15 protein-coding genes are annotated in these 19162 nt (G+C 73.1%); 9 read left to right on the top strand and 6 right to left on the bottom strand.

The window, feature by feature from the left end:
* Positions 1-50 precede the first annotated feature (50 nt).
* The 5 genes from ACZ6K0_RS32630 to ACZ6K0_RS32610 all read left to right on the top strand — a co-directional run bounded on the left by ACZ6K0_RS32630 (position 51) and on the right by ACZ6K0_RS32610 (position 7043).
* A complete protein-coding gene (locus ACZ6K0_RS32630) occupies positions 51-1226 on the top strand; it encodes a low temperature requirement protein A (protein ID WP_376402850.1) in 1176 nt (391 codons plus the stop codon).
* 54 nt (positions 1227-1280) lie between these two features.
* Positions 1281-3836, top strand: coding sequence for an AfsR/SARP family transcriptional regulator (locus ACZ6K0_RS32625; protein ID WP_469233237.1), 2556 nt, complete (start codon positions 1281-1283; stop codon positions 3834-3836).
* A 314-nt stretch (positions 3837-4150) separates the two neighbouring features.
* On the top strand, positions 4151-4951 hold the full coding sequence (locus tag ACZ6K0_RS32620) for an SDR family oxidoreductase (RefSeq protein WP_469233235.1): 801 nt from the start codon (positions 4151-4153) through the stop codon (positions 4949-4951).
* Between the two features lie 44 nt (positions 4952-4995).
* Positions 4996-6120, top strand: coding sequence for a P1 family peptidase (locus tag ACZ6K0_RS32615; protein ID WP_469233479.1), 1125 nt, complete (start codon positions 4996-4998; stop codon positions 6118-6120).
* A 74-nt stretch (positions 6121-6194) separates the two neighbouring features.
* Entirely contained in the window at positions 6195-7043 is an 849-nt protein-coding gene (locus ACZ6K0_RS32610) for a DUF6227 family protein (RefSeq protein WP_469233477.1), read from the top strand.
* 34 nt (positions 7044-7077) lie between these two features.
* On the opposite strand, the gene ACZ6K0_RS32605 is transcribed toward ACZ6K0_RS32610, so the two are convergent.
* Complete coding sequence (locus ACZ6K0_RS32605; RefSeq protein ID WP_469233233.1) at positions 7078-8214, bottom strand: glycosyltransferase; 1137 nt, start codon at positions 8212-8214, stop codon at positions 7078-7080.
* A gap of 280 nt (positions 8215-8494) precedes the next feature.
* Between ACZ6K0_RS32605 and ACZ6K0_RS32600 the strand changes: the two genes are divergently transcribed.
* A complete protein-coding gene (locus tag ACZ6K0_RS32600) occupies positions 8495-9937 on the top strand; it encodes a hypothetical protein (RefSeq protein WP_469233231.1) in 1443 nt (480 codons plus the stop codon).
* Positions 9938-10031: 94 nt separating this feature from the next.
* On the opposite strand, the gene ACZ6K0_RS32595 is transcribed toward ACZ6K0_RS32600, so the two are convergent.
* Positions 10032-11567, bottom strand: a complete 1536-nt coding sequence (locus ACZ6K0_RS32595) for an MFS transporter (RefSeq protein WP_376402865.1) — start codon at positions 11565-11567, stop codon at positions 10032-10034.
* A gap of 62 nt (positions 11568-11629) precedes the next feature.
* Between ACZ6K0_RS32595 and ACZ6K0_RS32590 the strand changes: the two genes are divergently transcribed.
* On the top strand, positions 11630-12589 hold the full coding sequence (locus tag ACZ6K0_RS32590; RefSeq protein ID WP_469233228.1) for a helix-turn-helix transcriptional regulator: 960 nt from the start codon (positions 11630-11632) through the stop codon (positions 12587-12589).
* Between the two features lie 145 nt (positions 12590-12734).
* Here the strand turns inward: ACZ6K0_RS32590 and ACZ6K0_RS32585 are convergent, their stop codons facing one another.
* Positions 12735-13736 (bottom strand): sigma-70 family RNA polymerase sigma factor, encoded by a 1002-nt coding sequence (locus ACZ6K0_RS32585; protein WP_024760604.1) that lies wholly within the window; start codon positions 13734-13736, stop codon positions 12735-12737.
* A 373-nt stretch (positions 13737-14109) separates the two neighbouring features.
* Between ACZ6K0_RS32585 and ACZ6K0_RS32580 the strand changes: the two genes are divergently transcribed.
* Entirely contained in the window at positions 14110-15171 is a 1062-nt protein-coding gene (locus tag ACZ6K0_RS32580) for a questin oxidase family protein (protein ID WP_469233226.1), read from the top strand.
* A gap of 3 nt (positions 15172-15174) precedes the next feature.
* Here ACZ6K0_RS32580 and ACZ6K0_RS32575 read toward each other — a convergent pair whose 3' ends face one another.
* Positions 15175-15963, bottom strand: a complete 789-nt coding sequence (locus ACZ6K0_RS32575) for a dioxygenase family protein (RefSeq protein WP_469233224.1) — start codon at positions 15961-15963, stop codon at positions 15175-15177.
* Between the two features lie 109 nt (positions 15964-16072).
* Between ACZ6K0_RS32575 and ACZ6K0_RS32570 the strand changes: the two genes are divergently transcribed.
* Positions 16073-16579, top strand: coding sequence for a MarR family winged helix-turn-helix transcriptional regulator (locus tag ACZ6K0_RS32570; RefSeq protein ID WP_376402878.1), 507 nt, complete (start codon positions 16073-16075; stop codon positions 16577-16579).
* Between the two features lie 133 nt (positions 16580-16712).
* On the opposite strand, the gene ACZ6K0_RS32565 is transcribed toward ACZ6K0_RS32570, so the two are convergent.
* Together ACZ6K0_RS32565 and ACZ6K0_RS32560 are read right to left on the bottom strand one after the other, a co-directional pair.
* The gene (locus ACZ6K0_RS32565; RefSeq protein ID WP_376402881.1) at positions 16713-18239 is read right to left on the bottom strand and encodes an MFS transporter; all 1527 of its coding nucleotides are present in this window, start codon (positions 18237-18239) and stop codon (positions 16713-16715) included.
* Between the two features lie 74 nt (positions 18240-18313).
* A complete protein-coding gene (locus ACZ6K0_RS32560) occupies positions 18314-18979 on the bottom strand; it encodes a TetR/AcrR family transcriptional regulator (protein ID WP_376402884.1) in 666 nt (221 codons plus the stop codon).
* Positions 18980-19162 lie beyond the last annotated feature (183 nt).

Here is a 19162-nt window from a genome sequence, read left to right as displayed (position 1 = left end):
CCGCGTGGCATACGGCGCGTCGCGCCGACCGCTCTGCTGTCCTGGGACGCATGACACAACCGTTCCTCCCCCTCACCGCCCGCTCCCGCGAGGAGTCGCACCGGGCCGCCACGCCCCTGGAACTCTTCTTCGACCTGTGCTTCGTCGTCGCCGTCGCGCAGGCCGGTGCCGAGCTCGTGCACGCGGTCGCCGAGCACCACACCGGCGAGGGGATCCTCAACTACGCGATGGTCTTCTTCGCCATCTGGTGGGCGTGGATGAACTTCACCTGGTTCGCCTCGGCCTACGACAACGACGACGTCCTCTACCGCGTCGTCACGCTCGTCCAGATCGCCGGCGTCCTCGTCCTCGCCGCCGGCGTCTCGCGCGCCTTCCAGGACCACGACTTCCTCGTCGTCTTCATCGGCTACGTCGTCATGCGGCTCGCGCTCGCCTCCCAGTGGCTGCGCGCCGCCCACCACGCCACCGACCCGGCCGAGCGGACGATGTGCCGGCGGTACGCGGGCGGGGTCGTCGCCGTCCAGATCGGCTGGCTCGCACTCGTCCTCGCGCCCGAGCCCGCGCGCGGCTGGGTCTTCCTCGTCATGGCGCTGGCCGAGATGGCCGTGCCCGTGTACGCGGAGAAGGACGCCCCCAGCACCTGGCACCCGCACCACATCGCCGAGCGGTACGGCCTGTTCACCATCATCGTGCTCGGCGAGACCGTCGCCGCCGCGACGGTCGCCGTGAAGTCCGGCGTCGTCGAGAACGACGCCCTCGGCGAGCTCCTGCCGATCGCCGTCGGCGGCCTGCTCCTCGTCTTCTCCGCCTGGTGGATCTACTTCGTCGTGCCCGCCCACGACCGGCTGACCTCCAGCCGCCAGGGCTTCCTGTGGGGCTACGGCCACTACGTCATCTTCGCCTCGGCCGCCGCCGTCGGCGCGGGCCTGGAGATCGCCGTCGAGCAGGCCGTGGGCGAGGCCCACCTCTCGACGCTCGCCGCGTCCGCCGCCGTGACGATCCCCTCGGCCGTGTTCCTGCTCTCCGTCTGGCTGCTGCACGCGCGCTACTTCAAGGTCGGGATCGCGCAGCAACTGGTGCTGCCGGTGGCGTCGTTCGCGATCCTGATGTGTACGTTCGCGGGCCGGTGGGCGGTCCTCGCCGCGGGCCTCGTCGCGGCGGCCACGGTCGCGACCGGGGTGACGCTGACCTCCCGGAACCCGGCGACCCGGTCCACGACCGCCTGAGGGCCCTGGAGACACCCTGGAGGCGCCGGCCGTCCCTGCGCGACAATCCCGCCCATGATCTTCCGCCTTCTCGGACCGCTCGCGCTGTCCGACGCCACCGGAGCCACCGGAGCCACCGACAACACCAGCGCCCCGACGGCGGCCGTCGGCGGCCCCAAGGTCCGCGCCCTGCTGGCCCGGCTCCTCCTCGACGCGGGCCGGACCGTCCCCGTCGAGCGGCTCGTCGACGGGCTGTACGGGGACGAGCCGCCGGCCGGCGCGCAGGGCGCGCTCCAGGCGCAGGTCTCCCGGCTGCGCAGGGTCCTGCCGCCGGGGGTGGCGTTGGAGTTCTCGCCCGCCGGGTACCGGCTGGCGGTCGCGGACCCGGCGGCGGACGTGGACGCGCTGCGGTTCGAGGCGCTCGCCGGGGAGGGCGCCCGGGCCAGGGCGGCGGGCGACCCCGTACGCGCGGCGGACCTGCTGCGGGAGGCGCTCGGTCTGTGGCGCGGGCCGGCGCTCTCCGACGTACGGGACGCGCCCTTCGCGGCGGGTCAGGCGGCCCGGCTCGAAGGGCTGCGGCTCGACGCGGTGGAGGAGTGGGCGGCGGCGGAACTGGCCGTGGGCGGAGACCTCCCGTCCCCGCTGATACGGGAGTTGGAGTCGTCGTCCCGAGAGCACCCGCTGCGGGAGCGGCTGCGCGGCCTGCACATGCGGGCGCTGCGCGCGGCGGGACGGCAGGCCGAGGCGCTCGCCGTGTACGAGGAGGTGCGGGCGGCGCTCGCCGAGGAGCTGGGGGCCGACCCGTCACCGGAACTGTCCGCCGTCCACCTGGAGCTGTTGCGGGGCGGCGGGGCGGGGGCGCCGACGGGTCCGTCGACGGGGACGCTTCCCGCCTCCCTTCCCGCGCCGCTGACGGACTTCGTGGGACGGGAGCGGGAACGGGACCGCCTGGCCTCGCTGGTGACGGCCGCCCGTCTGGTGACCCTGGTGGGACCGGGCGGCGCGGGCAAGACCCGGCTGGCCCTGGAGGTGGGCGCGGGCCTGCCGGGCGAGGTGCGCTTCGTGGACCTCGGGGCGGTGGCGGGGCGGCCCGGTTCCGGCGAGGTCGCCGAGGCGTTCGCGGTGGCCGTCGGTGTGCGGGGCGGGGGCGCGCCGCGGCTGGAGACGGCACTGGCCGGGCGGCCGGTGCTGCTGATCGTCGACAACTGCGAGCACGTCGTCGACGAGACGGCCGTCCTCGTACGCCGGCTGCTCGCCGTCTGTCCGGACCTGCGGGTCCTGACGACGAGCCGGGAGGCGCTCGGGATCACCGGGGAGTCGCTGCTGCCGCTCGGGGCGCTGACGCCCGAGGCGGCCGAGGAGCTGTTCGTCCGGCGGGCCGCAGCCGTACGACCCGGATTCACGGGCCACGCGCGCGTGCCGGAGCTCTGCGCCGCGCTCGACGGGCTGCCGCTCGCCGTCGAGCTCGCGGCGGCCCGGCTGCGGACCCTCTCCGTCGACGAGCTCGCCGACGGGCTCGGCGAGCGGCTCGAACGGTTCGAGCTGCTGTCGCGCGGGGATCGTACGGCGCCGGAGCGGCACCGCACCCTGCGCGCGGTGGTGGAGTGGAGCTGGTCGCTCCTCGCACCCGGCGAACGGGAACTGGCCGCGCGCTTCTCGGTGTTCCGGGGCGGCGCCACGGCGGAGGCCGTGGCCCGGGTGTGCGGCGCGGGGGCCGGCCCGCTGGCCTCCCTCGTGGAGAAGTCGCTGCTGGAGGCGCGGGACGGCCGCTACCGGATGCTGGAGACGATCCGCGCCTACGCCGCCGGACAGTTGCCGGACGAGGACCCGGCGACCGCCGCCCACCACGCGTACTACCGCGAGCTCGCGGAGGCCGCCGACCCCGAACTGCGGGGCTCCGCGCAGCTGGAGTGGCTGGCCCGGCTGGACGCCGAGGACGCCAACCTGCGGGCGGCGCTGCGCCGGGGCGCGCCGGAGGACGGGCTGCGGCTGGTGGCCGCGCTCACCCCGTACTGGTGGCTGCGCGGGCTCCGGGGCCGGGTCGCCGCGCCGGTCGCGGAGCTCCTGGACCGGGTGGAGCCGACGGCGGAGCTCGGCGAGGAGTACGCGCTGTGCGTGCTCGCGGCGGGGCTGCGCGAGGGCGGACCCGTCGAGCGCGCCCGGGAGTTCCTCGGCTCGCGTACGGCTCCGCTCCGGCAGCCGTACACGGCGTTCCTGTGGTCGACGACCGTGGGCCCGGTCGAGGGCCTGCGCCTGGGCGACGACCCCTGGTCCCGGTCGCTGGCCCTCGTGGGCCGGGCCGTCCTGATGACCGCGACCGGCCACGGGGAGGACGTACGGCCCACCGCCGAGGCGCTCCTGACGGAGGCCCTGGCCGGATTCCGGGCGCTCGGCGACCGGTGGGGCACGGCGACGGCCCTGGAGGGCCTGGCGGCCCTCTCCCCCGATCCGCTGCCCTTGCTCGCGGAGGCCCTGGCGCTCTTCGCCTCCCTGGGCGTCGCCGAGGACGTCGTGGACCTGCTCCACCGCCGCGCCGCCGTCCACGAGGCGGCCGGCGACCCGACCGCCGCGGCCGCCGACCGCGCCCGCGCGGCGGACACGGCCCGCCGGGCCGGGCTGGTGCCGCGATGACCCGTCGCGCCTTCGTGGTCGTCGCCGGCCTCCCGGCCGGCGGCAACCGCACCCTGACCCGCGCCCTCGCGCCCCGCGGCTGGGCCTCCCCGTCGTCGACAAGGACGTGATCCTGGAGTCGCTGTACGACTCCCTCGGCGAGGAGGTCGGCGCGCTCCTCTAGGGCCGTCAGAGACCGTCAGGGGCTGCCCTGTCAGGTGCCGTCAGGGGCTGTCAGTGGTCGGTCAGCGGCTCGTCAGCGGTCGGCGCGAGTCTTCTTCTGTGCCTCGGGGAAACGCCCCGGGCGCACCGGAAGCTCGCCCGAGGAGACCGTCATGCAGCAGCAGACCCACGACCGGACCGCCACCACCCGTACCGCCCTCGTCACCGGTTCGTCGCGCGGTATCGGGCGGGCCGTCGCCCGGCGGCTCGCCGCCGACGGGATGGTCGTCGCCGTCCACTACGGACAGGACGCCGCCGCCGCGCAGGAGACCGTGGACCTGATCGTGCGGGACGGCGGCCGGGCCTTCTCCGTGGGCGCCGACCTGGCCACGCACGACGGGGTGCTCGCGCTCGTCGAGGGCGTGCGGGCCGGGCTCGCCGCCCACACCGGGGAGGCCGCGCTCGACGTCCTCGTCAACAACGCCGCCACGACCTCCTCGGGCGGGCACCTCTGGGACGAGACCCCGGAGCTGTTCGACCGGCTCTTCGCGGTCAACGTCCGGGCGCCGTACTTCCTCGTGCAGGGGCTCCTGCCGGTGCTCCGGGACGGCGGCCGGATCGTCAACATCGGGTCGGCCGTCACGCGGATCGCGCTCTCCGACGAGCTGGCGTACGCGATGTCGAAGGGCGCGATGGAGACCTTCACCCGTACCCTCGCCAACGTCGTCGGGGAGCGTCGGATCACCGTCAACACGGTCACGCCGGGACCGACGCAGACCGACGCGCTCACCGCCGCCATGGCGGCGATGCCCGCGCTGGAGGGAATGCTGATCGGCGGCCAGGCGCTGCCGTGGGTCGGGCAGCCGGAGGACATCGCCGACCCGGTCGCCTTCCTCGCCTCCGAGGACGGCCGCTGGATCACCGGGACCGTGATCGACGCCTCGGGCGGCACCTACCTCGGCCCCAAGCGCTGAGCCAAGCCGCGTGGTAGGCAGGGGACATGACACAGCCCGAGCAGATGGACGGCGAGGACGGCGGCGCGGACGGCGGCCTGGACGGCGGCTTTGACGGCGGCTTTGACTCGATCACCGACGTGAGCGGGGTGCGCGTGGGGCACGCGCGCGTGGCCGGGGCCGGGGCGCTGAGCGGGACCACGGTCGTCCTGGCCCCGGAGGGCGGGGCCGTCGCCGCCGTGGACGTACGGGGCGGCGGCCCCGGCACGCGGGAGACGGACGCCCTCGACCCCCGGAACGTGGTCCAGCGGATCGACGCGGTCGTCCTGACCGGCGGCAGCGCGTACGGCCTGGACGCGGCCTCCGGCGTCATGGCCTGGCTGGAGGAGCGGCACCGGGGCGTGCGGGTGGGTCCCGACCCGTCCCATGTGGTGCCGGTCGTGCCCGCCGCGTGCGTCTTCGACCTGGGGCGCGGTGGCGACTTCTCCGCCAGGCCGGACGCGGCGACGGGACGGGCGGCGGCGGAGGCGGCCGACGCGAGCGGGGACCACGCGCGCGTGGAGACGGGCGCGGTCGGCGCGGGCACCGGGGCCGTCGTCGGCGGGCTGCGGGGCGGGGTGGGGACGGCGAGCACGGTCCTGGCCTCGGGGATCACGGTCGGCGCCCTGGTCGTCGTGAACGCGGTCGGTTCGGCCGTCGACCCGGCGACGGGCGTCCCGTACGGGAGTTGGTTCGGGGGCGGCAGGCCCGCCTTCCCGGCGGAGGCGGTGCACGAGGCGGCGCTGCGGCGGCTCGCGGAGGCCCGGGCGGCGAGCGCCCCTCCCCCGCTGAACACAACGCTCGCCGTCGTCGCCACGGACGCGGTGCTCACCCGCGCGCAGGCGCAGAAGGTCGCGGGCACGGCGCACGACGGCATCGCGCGCGCCGTGCGTCCGGTGCACCTGATGAACGACGGGGACACGGTCTTCGCGCTCGCCACCGGGCGGCGGGAGCTGCCGGAGGAGCCCGGTCCGCTCGCCCTGAACGAGATCCTGGCGGCCGGCGCGGACCTGGTGACGCGGGCGATCGTCCGGGCGCTGCTCGCGGCCCCCGGCGGGCTGCGCGGCCCGGGCGGCGACTTCCCCTCGTACGGCGAGCTGTACGCCGGGGAGACGGACCGACCCGCCGACCCACCCCCGTACTCCCGGTAACCACAAGGGAGTTGACGAAGAACCCGGAGGGAACTTCCGGTGCGCGCCCTTCGTTTTCCGGAACCCAGGACAAGATGTCAGACCCAGGGACTACGTTTAGCAAGCACCAAGTGACATGCGGCGACGGCCTGGAGACCCTCTTGAACGATCCGCGGGATCCTCACGATCCGTACGAGACGACCGAGACGCACCTTGAGCGGCTCCTCGGCAGGGCGCTCAACTCCTTCGACCTGCCCGACTCCACCGTCGAGCGCCTCGGCACGGCGCTCGCCCACTCCAGCGCGCTGCACTCCTCGCACCACAGCGCGTCGCTGCACCGCACCACCTACCGCCACACGTATCTGCTCGCCGACGGCAGTGCGCTCAGCCTGTGGGAGCTCACGCACAACACCGGCCGGGACGGCACCGATCAGCACGAGCTGTACGCCGAGGAGTCGGAGGCCCGGCTCGCGGCCTCCCGCCTGCCGGCAGGGCCCCTGCCGGGCTGGACCGCGGAGCGCGCCGACGGCACCGCCCTCGACAGTGACGACGACGATGACATGGCGCTCCTGAGCGCCCTGCTCGCCCGCCCGATACCGGCCCAGCCCCGGATGTACGTGCCGGACAACTCCGCCGACCACGCCCGCCGCGTCCTGCGGCGCGCGGAGAACGTGGACCGACCGGGCGAGCGCACGGCCCGGCGGCTCCGCCTGGCCTTCGCCCACCACATCACGCAGGCCTTCGGGCGCCAGTGCACGGTGAAGGGAGGCCGGGACGCCGGTTTCACCCTCTACGAGCACCAGTTCCTGCTGCTCGACGGCAGCGAGGTCAGCCTCTGGGAGATCGAGCACACGGCGACCCCGGACGGCCGCCACATGTGCGAGGTGTACGAGGACGAGCGCTCGGCCCGCGCGGCGATGGAGACCCGCGCACGGGTCCGCTGACGCCCCTGCCCTGCCCCCGTACCTCTTCTGACCGTCAGACGAGCGCGGGGGCGGGGTCGGGCGCGGGGTCCGGGGTGACGGTGTCGGGCACGTGGACGCCGGCCTCCGCCAGCTTCCCCACGGCGAACGCACGGTTGGCGCGGGTCTGTTCGCGGTACGCCGCGGGCAGCTCCGGCAGCGCGAGCAGCCGGTCGCAGGCGGCGAGCGAGGCGGCGTGGTCGCCCGTCCAGTACGCGGTGATCGAGTACTCGAAGAGCAGCCCGTACCGGTACACCCACGGCTGCATGAACAGCAGGTCGTCCGGCTGCTTCCCGTCCAGGACGGCGGACACGATGGCGTGGGCGGCCCGGTACCGGCGCATCTTCCGCAGCCGCGCCACCAGCTCGTAGCAGGCTTCGAGCCGCTCCGGCCGCGACTCCCAGGCCCGCGAGAGGGCGTCCATCGCGGACGGCCACGCGCCGGAATCGGCGGCCTGGAGGACACCGGACTGGAAGAGGGAGTGGTAGACCTCCTCGCCCCAGCCGCCCATGGCCGCGCGCCGCTCGTAGAGGGTGACGGCCTCGTCGTGGCGGCCCATGTCCCGCAGCGTCTGGGCGAGGTAGAAGACCGTACGGGGATTGGTCGGGTCCCGGTCGAGCTCGGCGCCCAGGAGGCGGGCGTCCCGCTCGAACTTGTCGTGGCGTGACCCGCCGTCGGCGTGGTCCTCGATGGCCAGCACGTCCAGGTTCCGCTGCGCATGGTCCCGGTCGGCCGTCAGGTACTCGTGGGTGACTCCCTCGTACCGCCAGGGCAGATCGCCCCTAACCAGGCGTTTGATGCGGTACTCCAGGGATCCCTCGTGGCGGATCATGTACGCGTCCGCGGTGAGCTCCGGCAGCGGGCCGTCCTGCCGCAGGACGTGGTCGGCGTCGAGGAGCAGGAGGTAGTCGGCCCTGCCGCGGGCCCGCGCGATGTTCAGGCTGCGGTTGTGGCCGAAGTTCACCCACGGCTCCTCCCGCAGCTCGCCCGGGATGCCGGCGAGGGCGCTGCGGATCAGGTCCTGGGTCCCGTCGGTGGAACCGGTGTCGGTGATGACCCAGGTGTCCACGAGACCGCGGACGGAGGCGAGGCATCGCTCGATGACTTTGGACTCGTTCTTGACGATCATGCACAGGCAGATGGACGGCTGCACGGCAACACCACTTCCGGTGGGGACGGGAGAGCGCTCGGGGGGTGGGCGACCCTACGGGCGCCTACGGAAGGAGCGGTGTCGGCACGCCGATGAGCGGTTCGAAATTCGCCTTCGTGTACGCATCCGTTCGGCTAGGGGCGATAGGCCATGGCGTTGGGAGTGCCGCCAGACCGTCAAGCCTTCGCAAGCGCGATCCGATGATCCGACTAGGAAGCTCGAACGGGCTTCCCGGACATCATTCGGACCGGCCGCGGCGCGGCCGGTGGAGGAAGGAGCATGCATGCGTCCTGATGCCAGGACCAGGTCCCCGCTGGGTCCCCTGCCCCGACGACGCCCCTGGGTCGTCGGCGGGGCCATCGCCTCCGTCGCACTCGTCCTCACGGGCTTCGCCTCACCGGCGGCTACCGCCGCCGCCTGGGGCTCCCCGGAGAGGACGGCGGCGGGCCCGCCGTCGGGCGGCCACTGCGAGGAACGCCCCCCGCACCACCCGGACGGCCCGCCCCCGCACCACGAGGACGGTCCTCCCCCGCACCACGAGGACGGCCCGCCGCCCTGGGAGCACGAGGGCGGCCCCCGCAGCGCCGACCAGAGCGGTTCGCCGGAGGTCGACGGCCTCCAGGCGTTCCTGGACGACGCGATCCAGCCCCTGGTCGAGGGCCAGGACATCCGTGCCCTGCGCACGGTCCCGGCCGGCGGCGACGACTGCAAGGTCGGCCCCACAGGCCCGACCGGCCCCACCGGACCGCCCGGCCCGAAGGGCGACACGGGCGCCACGGGCGCCACCGGGGCGACCGGCGCCACCGGAGCAACGGGAGCCACGGGTGAAACCGGGGCCACTGGCGCGACCGGTACGACGGGCGCCACGGGCGAGACCGGAGCGACGGGCGCCACGGGCGACACCGGAGCCACGGGCGAGACGGGCGCTACCGGAGCCACGGGCGAGACCGGAGCCACCGGAGCGACCGGAGCGACGGGAGCCACCGGCGAGACCGGAGCCACGGGCGAGACCGGGGCCACCGGAGCGACCGGCGAGACCGGAGCCACCGGCGAAACCGGAGCGACGGGAGCCACCGGCGAAACCGGAGCCACTGGAGCCACGGGCGAGACCGGAGCCACCGGAGCCACGGGCGCCACCGGCGAAACCGGAGCCACCGGAGCCACGGGTGCGACCGGCGAAACCGGCGCGACCGGAGCCACGGGTGCGACTGGCGAGACCGGAGCGACAGGCGCCACGGGCGCCACCGGCGAAACCGGAGCCACCGGAGCCACGGGCGAGACCGGAGCGACCGGTGCGACCGGCGCCACCGGCGACACCGGGCCCACCGGGCCCTGCTCCGACATCGACACCTACAGCCCGTCCAACACCGAGGACTTCCAGGCCGTCCTCACGAACGGTGTCGCCTACGCCGGCAAGGCGAGCGTTCCGGGCGGGACGATCGTCTGGCACGACCTCACCGACGCGCTCCTGCCCCCCAACGAGAACGTCCCGGTCAACTACCCGTCCAACGCCTGTGGCATCGCCATCGAGGCCCAGGGCAACGACGCGTTCGTCAAGGTGGTCACCGTCGACGGCAAGGTCTTCCAGACCAAGGGCAACATCATGGGCAACGTCTTCCTCTGGAACGAGCCCTGGGTCCAGCAGACGACCCCGACACCCGGAGCCCTGCGCGCCATCCCCTTCAAGGGTGACCTGAAGACCGGCGGCGTGGTCAACCGCAGCTGACCGCACGGCAAGGACCGCGGAGCAAGCACGAAGGGCCCTGGTCCCGGGACGACTCCCGGGATCAGGGCCCTTCGCTTGACGCCTGGCGTCGGACTCAGTGCGTCAGCACCGGCTCCTTCGCCACGGTCTCCGGGGCGTCGTCGTCATCGCCGCCGCCCTCCAGGTGCTGCTTCGGCTTCGCCGGCAGGGCGAACATCACCAGGAAGATCGCGGCGAGCACGCCCGCCGCCCAGCCCAGCGAGTTCTGGAAGGCGTCCGTGAAGGCCGCGCCCACCTCGGCCGGAGCCTGCGCGAGGTTCCGGTCGTCGATCACGCCGAAGAAGACGACCGACACCAGGCCGAGCCCGAGCGCGTTGCCCATCTGGCCCGTCGTGTTGATGAGGCCCGAGGCCGAACCCGCGTGCTCCCTCGGCACCTCCGAGAGGACCGCGTCCGTCAGCGGCGCCACGATCAGGCCCATGCCCAGACCCATGATCACCAGCGGCGGGATCATCTGCCAGGACTCGATCGCGGTCCCGTACCGGCCCGCCTCGAAGAGGTAGAGGAGGACGCCCGCGATCATCGTGAGGGCACCCGCCTGGAGCACCTTGCGGCCGAAGCGCGGCACCAGCTTCTGCACCGAGAGACCGGCGGCCACGGAGACCGCGATCGAGAACGGCACTCCGGTGACGCCCGCCTTCAGCGGGGTCCAGCCGAGCCCGATCTGCATGTACAGCGTCCAGACCAGGAAGAAGATGCCGAGCACGACACCGAAGGTCAGCTGCACGGCGATACCGGCCGCGAAGCTCTTCACCTTGAACAGCGACAGCTCGACGAGCGGCGAACCGTCCTTCGCCGTCTTGTACTTCTCGTAGAAGACGAAGGCCGCGAAGACGAGGAGGCTGCCGACCATCATCAGGTGGCCCCACAGCGGCCAGTCCAGCTCACGGCCGCGCGTCAGCGGGTAGATCAGCATCAGCAGCGCCGCCGTCACCAGGAGCATGCCGACGATGTCGAGCCGGAGCGCCTTCGGCGCCTTCGACTCGGAGATGAACTTCCGGCCCAGGATCAGGCCCGCGATGCCGACCGGCAGGTTGATCAGGAAGATCGGGCGCCACTCGAGACCGGCGATGTTCCACTGCGTGAGCAGCGCGCCGAGCAGCGGACCGGACACGGCGCCGAGACCGATGATCGCGCCGAACATCCCGAAGACCTTGCCGCGCTCGTGCGCCGGGAAGGTGACGTGGATGATCGAGAGGACCTGCGGCACCATCATCGCCGCCGCCGCGCCCTGGAGGAGGCGGGAGGCGACCAGCATCTCGGGGTTGGCCGCGAAGCCGCAGAGCGCCGAGGCGAGCGTGAAGCCTGCGGTGCCGAGGAGGAAGAGCCGCTTGCGGCCGTAGATGTCACCGAGCCGGCCGCCGGTGATCAGCCCCGCCGCGAAGGCGAGCGCGTAGCCGGCGGTGATCCACTGGATGGCCCCGAAGGAGGCGCCGAGGTCCCGCTCGATGCTGGGGATCGCGATGTTGACGATCGTGGCGTCGACCAGATCCATGAAGGCGGCCGTCATCACGATGGCGAGGGCGATCCACCGCCTCTTGTCGCTCGTGTCCGTGGGGGCCGCATCCGTGACGGCTTCGTGTGAACTCATACGAAGAAGATAGAAGTCATCTAGGTCAAATGATGACCTAGATGGGCCGCATTCTGGGAGACATGACAGATACCCCGGTTCGACTCCTGAATCTGCTGTCGCTCCTCCAGACCCCGCGCGAGTGGCCCGGCAGCGAGCTCGCCGAACGGCTCTCGGTCTCCGCGCGCACCATCCGCAGGGACATCGACCGCCTCCGCGACCTCGGCTATCCGGTCGAGGCGACCCTCGGCGCGGTCGGCGGCTACCGTCTCGTCGCCGGTACGGCCATGCCGCCGCTCCTCCTCGACGACGAGGAGGCCGTCGCCATCGCCGTCGGCCTGCGCGCCGGCGCCGGCCACGCCATCGAGGGCATCGAGGAGGCGTCCGTACGGGCCCTGGCGAAGCTGGAGCAGGTCCTGCCCGCGCGGCTCCGCCACCGGGTCTCCACCCTCCAGAACGCGACGCTCCCGCTGACCAGGGGCGACGGCGCCACGGTCGCGCCCGCCACCCTGACGACGCTCGCCGGCACGGTCACGGGGCGGGAGAAGCTGCGCTTCGGCTACCGGGCGGGCGACGGCGCCGAGTCGAAGCGGCTGGTCGAGCCGTACCGGCTGGTCTCGACCGGGCGCCGCTGGTACCTCGTCGCGTACGACCTGGCGCGCGAGGACTGGCGGACCTTCCGGGTGGACCGGGTGAGCGACCCGCTCGCGACGGGCGCCCGCTTCACCCCGCGCGAGCTCCCGGCCGGCGACGCGGCCCAGCTCCTGGTCCGCTCCATGTCCCGGGCGCAGCCCGAGCTGGAGCTCGACGTCAACTTCGACGCCCCGGCCGACTTCGTGACGGCGCGGCTCCCGTCCCATCTGGTCCCGACGGCGACGGGACCGACGACCTGCCGTCTCCGCACCCGCTCCGCCGACTCCGTGGAGTGGCTGGCGCTCCGCCTGGCCCTGGTGGACGCCCCCTTCACGATCCACGGCCCGCCGGCCCTCCACGGCTACGTCGAGGAGCTGTCGACCCGCCTGGCGGCGTCGACGCGGGGGTAGGGGAGGCCGGAGCGGCCGTACGCGAAGGGGCCCGTGGACCGAAGTCCCCGAGCCCCTTCGCCGCGGGCGCGAGCACGCCGCGCGCGGAACCCCGGAGGGCCCCGGAAGACCCCTCCGCGGAGTGACACTCGACGCGCCGGCCGCTCTAGGCCACCGCGTCGAAGCCGGTGTCGTGGGCCATCTTCTTCAGCTCCAGCAGGGCGTGCTTCTCGATCTGGCGGATCCGCTCGCGCGTCAGGCCGTGCTGCTTGCCGACCTCCGTCAGTGTCCGCTCGCGCCCGTCCTCGATGCCGTACCGCATGCGGATGATCGAGGCCGTGCGGTGGTCGAGCTTGGCGATGAGGTCGTCGAGCTCCTCGCTGCGCAGCAGCGTGAGCACCGACTGCTCGGGCGAGATCGCCGAGGTGTCCTCCAGGAGGTCGCCGAACTGGGTCTCGCCCTCGTCGTCCACCGACATGTTCAGCGAGACCGGGTCGCGCGCCCAGTCCAGGACGTCCACGACGCGCTCGGGCTTCGTGTCCAGCTCGGCCGCGATCTCGGCCGGCTCCGGCTCGCGCCCGTGCTCCCGGTTGAACTCGCGCTGCACGCGCCGGATGCGGCCCAGCTCCTCCACGAGGTGGACGGGGAGCCGGATCGTACGGGACTGGTCGGCGATCGAGCGGGTGATGGCCTGCCGGATCCACCACGTCGCGTACGTGGAGAACTTGAAGCCCTTCGCGTAGTCGAACTTCTCGACCGCGCGCACCAGGCCCGCGTTCCCCTCCTGGATCAGGTCGAGCAGCGGCAGACCGCTGCGGGGATAGCGCCGGGCGACGGCGACCACGAGCCGCAGGTTGGACTTGATGAAGAGGTCCTTGGCACGCTCGCCCTCGGCGACCAGCGCTTCGAGCTCCTCACGGGCCGCTCCGCCTCCCTCGCTCTCTACGTCTCCGTCGAGGATCTGCTGGGCGTAGACGCCCGCCTCGATCGTCTGGGAGAGCTCGACCTCCTTGGCGGCGTCGAGCAGGGGTGTACGCGCGATCTCGTCGAGGTACATGCCGACCAGGTCGCGGTCGGCGATGTCCCCGCCCACGGCGCGAACGCTGCTGGCCCGGCTCGCCCCGCTCTTGGCGGAGGTCTGACGACGGGCGACGGCACGGGTTGCCATGCGTGCTCCCTTGCTGAGTAGGTCGCGACACCTTTTCGGGTGCCCTGCATCCGACGGAAACAACGACTGGAATCAGGACAGAATTCCCACCCGGCACATGGATTTTCGCGATCATGCAGTATCCTGCGCGCCCGTCGCCCCTTCGGGCATGCCGGGGAAACCCACGGAGGTGCAGGTCAGACCGGGCACGGAGGGTGTTGCGGCGCCGCTCGCGGGGGCTCCGACCACACTGTCGGTGAGACCGCGATCACATGCGGCGCCATCTGTTCAGACGTCATCGCCGGCGATCGGGTTGCCCGTGGCGGTCCTCGGCCCCCAGGCCTAGGTCCGCAGCCCGTTACGCCGCCGCGCGCCCCGCCCTAGCGTCGTCCCCATGAGCGACACGAGCGGCAAGAACGGCAAGAGCGGCAGCAACGACACGTCCGGCACCCTCGACGAGGCCCTCGAACGCCTCCACACCACCGGCCCCGAGCGCAACGGCCGGCTCACCAATCACGCACCGATGGCCGTCGAGGCGCTCGTCCGGCACGGCCAGGCCCCGGCCGTGCACCGCTGGCTCGACCACTACGCGCACAAGCTGGAGGAGCTGCCGCCCGCGAACCGCCCCGTCACGGCGGACGACTGGCGCGAGGCGCTCGGCGACCCGTCCCGGATCACCGACTGGACGCGCTTCTTCGCGCGGCGGCTCGACGGTCCCGACGCCCGCCCCTGGCGCGAGGTCCTCGCCGAGTGGTGGCCGCGGCTGCTCCCGGGGATCGCGGGCGGGTCGACGCATCCGGTGATCCGTACCGGTCACGCCGTACGCACGCTCCTGAGCGGCGGTGACGGGGAAGCGACCGCCCCGCGCCGCGCCGAGCTGGCGCACGCCCTCGGTTACTGGGCGGCCCGCCACCAGCCGCTGCCGCCGCTCGCCCCGCTGGCCGTGGCGCCGAGCGCGGCGGCCGCCCTGGAGGCCGTACCGCCCGTCGCGCAGCAGGACGGCGGGATGCCGGCCCGGCTCGACCAGCTGACGGCGTTCCCGCAGTGGGGCGCGGCTCCGGATCCCGACACGGCCGAAGAGCAGCTCACCGAGCTGGTGACGGCGGCGACGCACCGGTACGCGACGCACGGCCACGGCGAGCCGATCATGCTCGTGCACGCGGCGACGGCACCGAACGCGGTGCTCCGCACGCTGCCCGCGCTCCCCCGCGAGCTGTGGGTACCGAGCCTGGGCGCGGCCTGGGCGGCCGCGGCCGCGGTGACGGCGGCCTACGCCCCGAGGGACCCGCTCCCGTACAAGAAGACCGATCTGACCTCCGAGGAGGTCTTCGAGCGGGCGGCGGCGCACGGCGACGACCACACGATCAAGTTCACCGACGCGGCGCTCGACGTCGGCGACCCGCTCGCGCTGGCCGCCGCCGTCCGCTCGATCGAGCTGAACCCCTCGATCTTCTAGCCCTCAGCCGAACTGGACGGAACGCTTGGCGAGCCCCATCCAGAAGCCGTCGATCACGGACCGCTCGGAGTCGAGGTCGCCGGCCGCGTCCGCCGCGCCGAGGGTGACGAAGAGGGGCGCGAAGTGTTCCGTGCGCGGGTGGGCGAGGCGTCCGGCCGGGGACTTGTGCGCGAAGTCGAGGAGCGCGTCGACGTCACCGGCCTCCAGGGCGCGGTGTCCCCAGTCGTCGAACTCGGCGGACCAGCCGGGCACCCCGCCGCCGGTGTGCCGGAGGGCGGCGAGGTTGTGGGTGAAGAAGCCGCTGCCGACGATCAGGACGCCCTCGTCGCGCAGCGGGGCGAGCTTGCGCCCGATGTCCATGAGCCGGCGCGGGTCGAGGGTGGGCAGGGAGATCTGGAGTACGGGGATGTCGGCGTCCGGGAACATCTCGACGAGCGGCACGTAGGCGCCGTGGTCGAGCCCCCGGTCGGGGATGTCCTGCACGGGCGTGCCGGGCCCGCGGATCAGCTTGCGGACGGCGTCGGCGAGCCGCGGGGCGCCGGGAGCCCCGTACCGGACCTGGTAGTAGTGCTCGGGGAAGCCCCAGAAGTCGTAGACGAGGGGCACGTTCTCGGTGGCGCCGAGCGCGAGCGGGGCCTCCTCCCAGTGGGCGGAGACCATGAGGATCGCCTTGGGGCGCGGGAGGTCCGCGGACCAGGCGGCGAGCTCGCCGGGCCAGACGGGGTCGTCGGCGAGCGGCGGGGCGCCGTGGGACAGGTAGAGGGCGGGCATCCGTTCCAGCGTGGCGTCCATGGCGACGGCCTCCGGCATCCTCGTGACGTGCGGGCGAGTACTTGAAACTTCAAGCTCGATATCTGCAGAGTAAACCTATGTAGTTCAACTTTCAAGAACGAGTCGTACGATGGGACCCATGGGAGACATGACCGAACCGCGCTGGCTCGACGACGAGGAACAGCGCACCTGGCGCGCCTACCTGCACGCCACCACGCTCTTGGAGGATCACCTCGACCGCCAGTTGCAGCGGGACGCCGGGATGCCGCACATCTACTACGGGCTGCTCGTCCAGCTCTCCCAGGCGCCGCGCCGGCGGCTGCGGATGACCGAGCTCGCCAAGAGCGCCAAGATCACCCGCTCCCGCCTCTCCCACGCGGTCGCCCGGCTGGAGGCGAACGGCTGGGTGGCACGCGAGAACTGCCCCTCCGACAAGCGGGGCCAGTTCGCGCGGCTCACGGAGGACGGGATGGACGTCCTGCGCCGCACCGCGCCCGGCCACGTGACGGCCGTCCGCCAGGCCCTGTTCGACCGGCTCTCGCAGGAGCAGGTCGAGCAGCTCGGGGCGATCATGCGCGTGATGGCCGAGGGCCTCGAACCGTCGGACCCGGACGCGGACCTGCCCTGGCTCCGCTGAGTACGCGGGGCCAGGACGCGGACCTGCCCCGGCCCCGCTGAATACGCGGGGCCAGGACGCGGACCTGCCCCGGCCCCGCTGAATACGCGGGGCCAGGGCAGGGGCCAGGGCAGGGACTGCGGGGTGTCGGGAATCAGTGGGCGATGACGGGGACCTTCACCTCGTCGTCCGCACCGGACCCGGCGACGACGCCCATCTCCGGCTTCCCGGTGTTGATCAGCACGAAGGCGATCGTGGCCGAGAGGACCAGGATGCCGACGGCCCACCAGATGGCCGCGGCGTAACCCTCGACCATGCCCTGGAGCTGGACCAGCTTCTGCGCGGCCGGGGTGGTCGCGCCGGCCGCGTGGTCGACCAGGTAGGCGGTGGTCGCCGAGGCGGCGATCGTGTTCAGCAGGGCCGTACCGATGGCGCCGCCGACCTGCTGCGAGGTGTTGACCATCGCGGAGGCCACACCGGCGTCCCGCGGGTCCACGCCGAGCGTCGCCAGCGACATGGCCGGCATGAACGCCGTACCCATGCCCAGACCGAGCAGCAGCTGCGCAGGCAGGATCAGACCGGCGTACGAGGTGCCGATCTCCAGCTGGGTCAGGAGCAGCATGCCGACGCCGGCGGTCAGGAAGCCGGGGGCCATGAGCAGCCGCGGCGGGACCCGGGTCATCAGCCGCGTACCGATCTGGGTCGAGCCGACGATCATGCCCACGATCATGGGCAGGAACGCGAAGCCCGTCTTGACCGGCGAGTACCCCTTCACGACCTGGAGGTAGTACGTCAGGAAGAGGAACAGGCCGAACATCGCGATGACGGCGAGACCCAGCGACAGGTAGACGCCGCCGCGGTTGCGGTCGGTCAGGACGCGCAGCGGCAGGAGCGGGGACTTCACCCTCGCCTCGGTGAAGACGAAGGCGAGGAGCAGCACGGCGGAGCCGACGAACAGGCCGATCGTGCCGGCGTCGCTCCAGCCCTCGGACTCGGCGCGGGTGAAGCCGTAGACGAGCGCGACCAGACCCAGGGTGGAGAGGATCACGCCGGGGATGTCGAGCGTGGAGCGGTTGCGGCCGCCCGCGGGCTCGCGGATCACGAAGTACGCGCCGACGGCGGCGACGATCGCGAACGGGATGTTGACGAAGAACGTCCAGCGCCAGTTCAGGTACTCGGTGAGGAAGCCGCCGAGGATGAGGCCCACGGCGCCGCCGCCACCGGCGATCGCGCCGTAGATGCCGAAGGCCTTCGCGCGCTCCTTGGCGTCGGTGAAGGTCACGGCGAGCAGGGAGAGCGCGGCGGGCGCGAGGAGCGCGCCGAAGGCGCCCTGGAGCGCGCGGGCACCGAGCATCATCGCCTCGCCGTTCGCGGCCCCGCCGAGGGCGGAGGCGGCGGCGAAGCCGATCAGTCCGACGACGAAGGTCCGCTTGCGGCCCCACAGGTCGGCGATGCGGCCGCCGAAGAGGAGGAGACCGCCGAAGGCGAGGGCGTAGGCCGTGATGACCCACTGCCGGTTGCCGTCCGAGATCCCGAGGTCCTGCTGGGCGGAGGGCAGCGCGATGTTCACGATCGTCGCGTCGAGCACGACCATCAGCTGGGCGAGGGCGATGAAGACGAGCGCTTTCCAGCGGCCGGGGTCGGCTCCCTGGATCGCGGGGCTCTCGGGGATTTTGGACATGGGGGTAGCCACCTCTTGGCGCGTACAGGTGAAAAAAGGACGTAAAGGCGTCAGGCGAAAGTGCTAGAAGTGCGTCACGACCGCCGGCAGGAGTCGCGTCTCAGGTCCTCCAGCGTCGCGGCCGTCCCCGGCAGCTCGGAGCGCGCGGGCGCCTCCAGGCCGTCGAGGAACAGCTGCAGGTGACGGTGGACGAATTGGTCGAAGTTCACGCAGGCGGTGCCCGGCAGCGGGCGGGTCAGCTGTGAGACCGCCACCATCAGGTCCCCGACGCCGACGTCGGCGCGGAGCCGGCCGGCGCGCTGCGCCCGCTCGACGAGGCCCTGGACGGCCTCCTCCAGGCGGTCGCGCTCGACGGTCAGGTCGGGGTGGTCCTTGTCGAAGGCCCCGTCGAGCATCGGGCACAGGGCGCCGATGCGTTCGTCGGCGGCGGCGTGGGTGAAGCGGCGGAGGGCGGCGAAGGTGTCGGTCTCCTCCTCGGTGGCCCGCTCGGCGAGTTCGGTGACGCGGGCCATGAGGGAGAGGACGACCTCGCGGACGAGGTCGGCGCGCTCGGGGAAGTTTCGGTAGAGCGTGGCGTTCCCGACGCCGGCGCGGCGCGCGACCTCGTCGTACGGCACCTGGGGGCCGAACTCGACGAACATCTCGCGGGCCGCCGTCACGATCCGCTCGCGGTTGCGCAGGGCGTCGGCGCGCGGGCGGGGTACGCGGCGGGCGGGCGCGGTGTCCGGGGTGCTGATCACGCCACAGCCTCCTCTACGACTCGTATCCGGGGACGTATCCGGGGACGGACTCCCCACTTCGTGGAACACAGGGTTAAACGGGGACGGGCTCCCCGCTTATTTCCCCTTCATCGTGTGACCTGGATCACATGCGACACGCCGCGCGGGATGCCCACACGATCGGTCCACCCGGCGCGCGCCTCC

This window comes from Streptomyces sp. NPDC042346 (genome assembly GCF_055581845.1).
This window is presented reverse-complemented; position numbering and strand designations above follow the sequence as displayed.

Bases quoted from the DNA above. Each gene is read 5' to 3' on its own strand.
- ACZ6K0_RS32620 (WP_469233235.1), top strand. From the start codon at position 4,151: ATGCAGCAGCAGACCCACGACCGGACCGCCACCACCCGTACCGCCCTC.
- ACZ6K0_RS32575 (WP_469233224.1), bottom strand. From the start codon at position 15,963: ATGGACGCCACGCTGGAACGGATGCCCGCCCTCTACCTGTCCCACGGC.
- ACZ6K0_RS32610 (WP_469233477.1), top strand. From the start codon at position 6,195: ATGTCAGACCCAGGGACTACGTTTAGCAAGCACCAAGTGACATGCGGC.
- ACZ6K0_RS32565 (WP_376402881.1), bottom strand. From the start codon at position 18,239: ATGTCCAAAATCCCCGAGAGCCCCGCGATCCAGGGAGCCGACCCCGGC.
- ACZ6K0_RS32630 (WP_376402850.1), top strand. From the start codon at position 51: ATGACACAACCGTTCCTCCCCCTCACCGCCCGCTCCCGCGAGGAGTCG.
- ACZ6K0_RS32570 (WP_376402878.1), top strand. From the start codon at position 16,073: ATGGGACCCATGGGAGACATGACCGAACCGCGCTGGCTCGACGACGAG.
- ACZ6K0_RS32595 (WP_376402865.1), bottom strand. From the start codon at position 11,567: ATGAGTTCACACGAAGCCGTCACGGATGCGGCCCCCACGGACACGAGC.
- ACZ6K0_RS32600 (WP_469233231.1), top strand. From the start codon at position 8,495: ATGCGTCCTGATGCCAGGACCAGGTCCCCGCTGGGTCCCCTGCCCCGA.
- ACZ6K0_RS32590 (WP_469233228.1), top strand. From the start codon at position 11,630: ATGACAGATACCCCGGTTCGACTCCTGAATCTGCTGTCGCTCCTCCAG.
- ACZ6K0_RS32615 (WP_469233479.1), top strand. From the start codon at position 4,996: ATGGACGGCGAGGACGGCGGCGCGGACGGCGGCCTGGACGGCGGCTTT.
- ACZ6K0_RS32585 (WP_024760604.1), bottom strand. From the start codon at position 13,736: ATGGCAACCCGTGCCGTCGCCCGTCGTCAGACCTCCGCCAAGAGCGGG.
- ACZ6K0_RS32580 (WP_469233226.1), top strand. From the start codon at position 14,110: ATGAGCGACACGAGCGGCAAGAACGGCAAGAGCGGCAGCAACGACACG.
- ACZ6K0_RS32625 (WP_469233237.1), top strand. From the start codon at position 1,281: ATGATCTTCCGCCTTCTCGGACCGCTCGCGCTGTCCGACGCCACCGGA.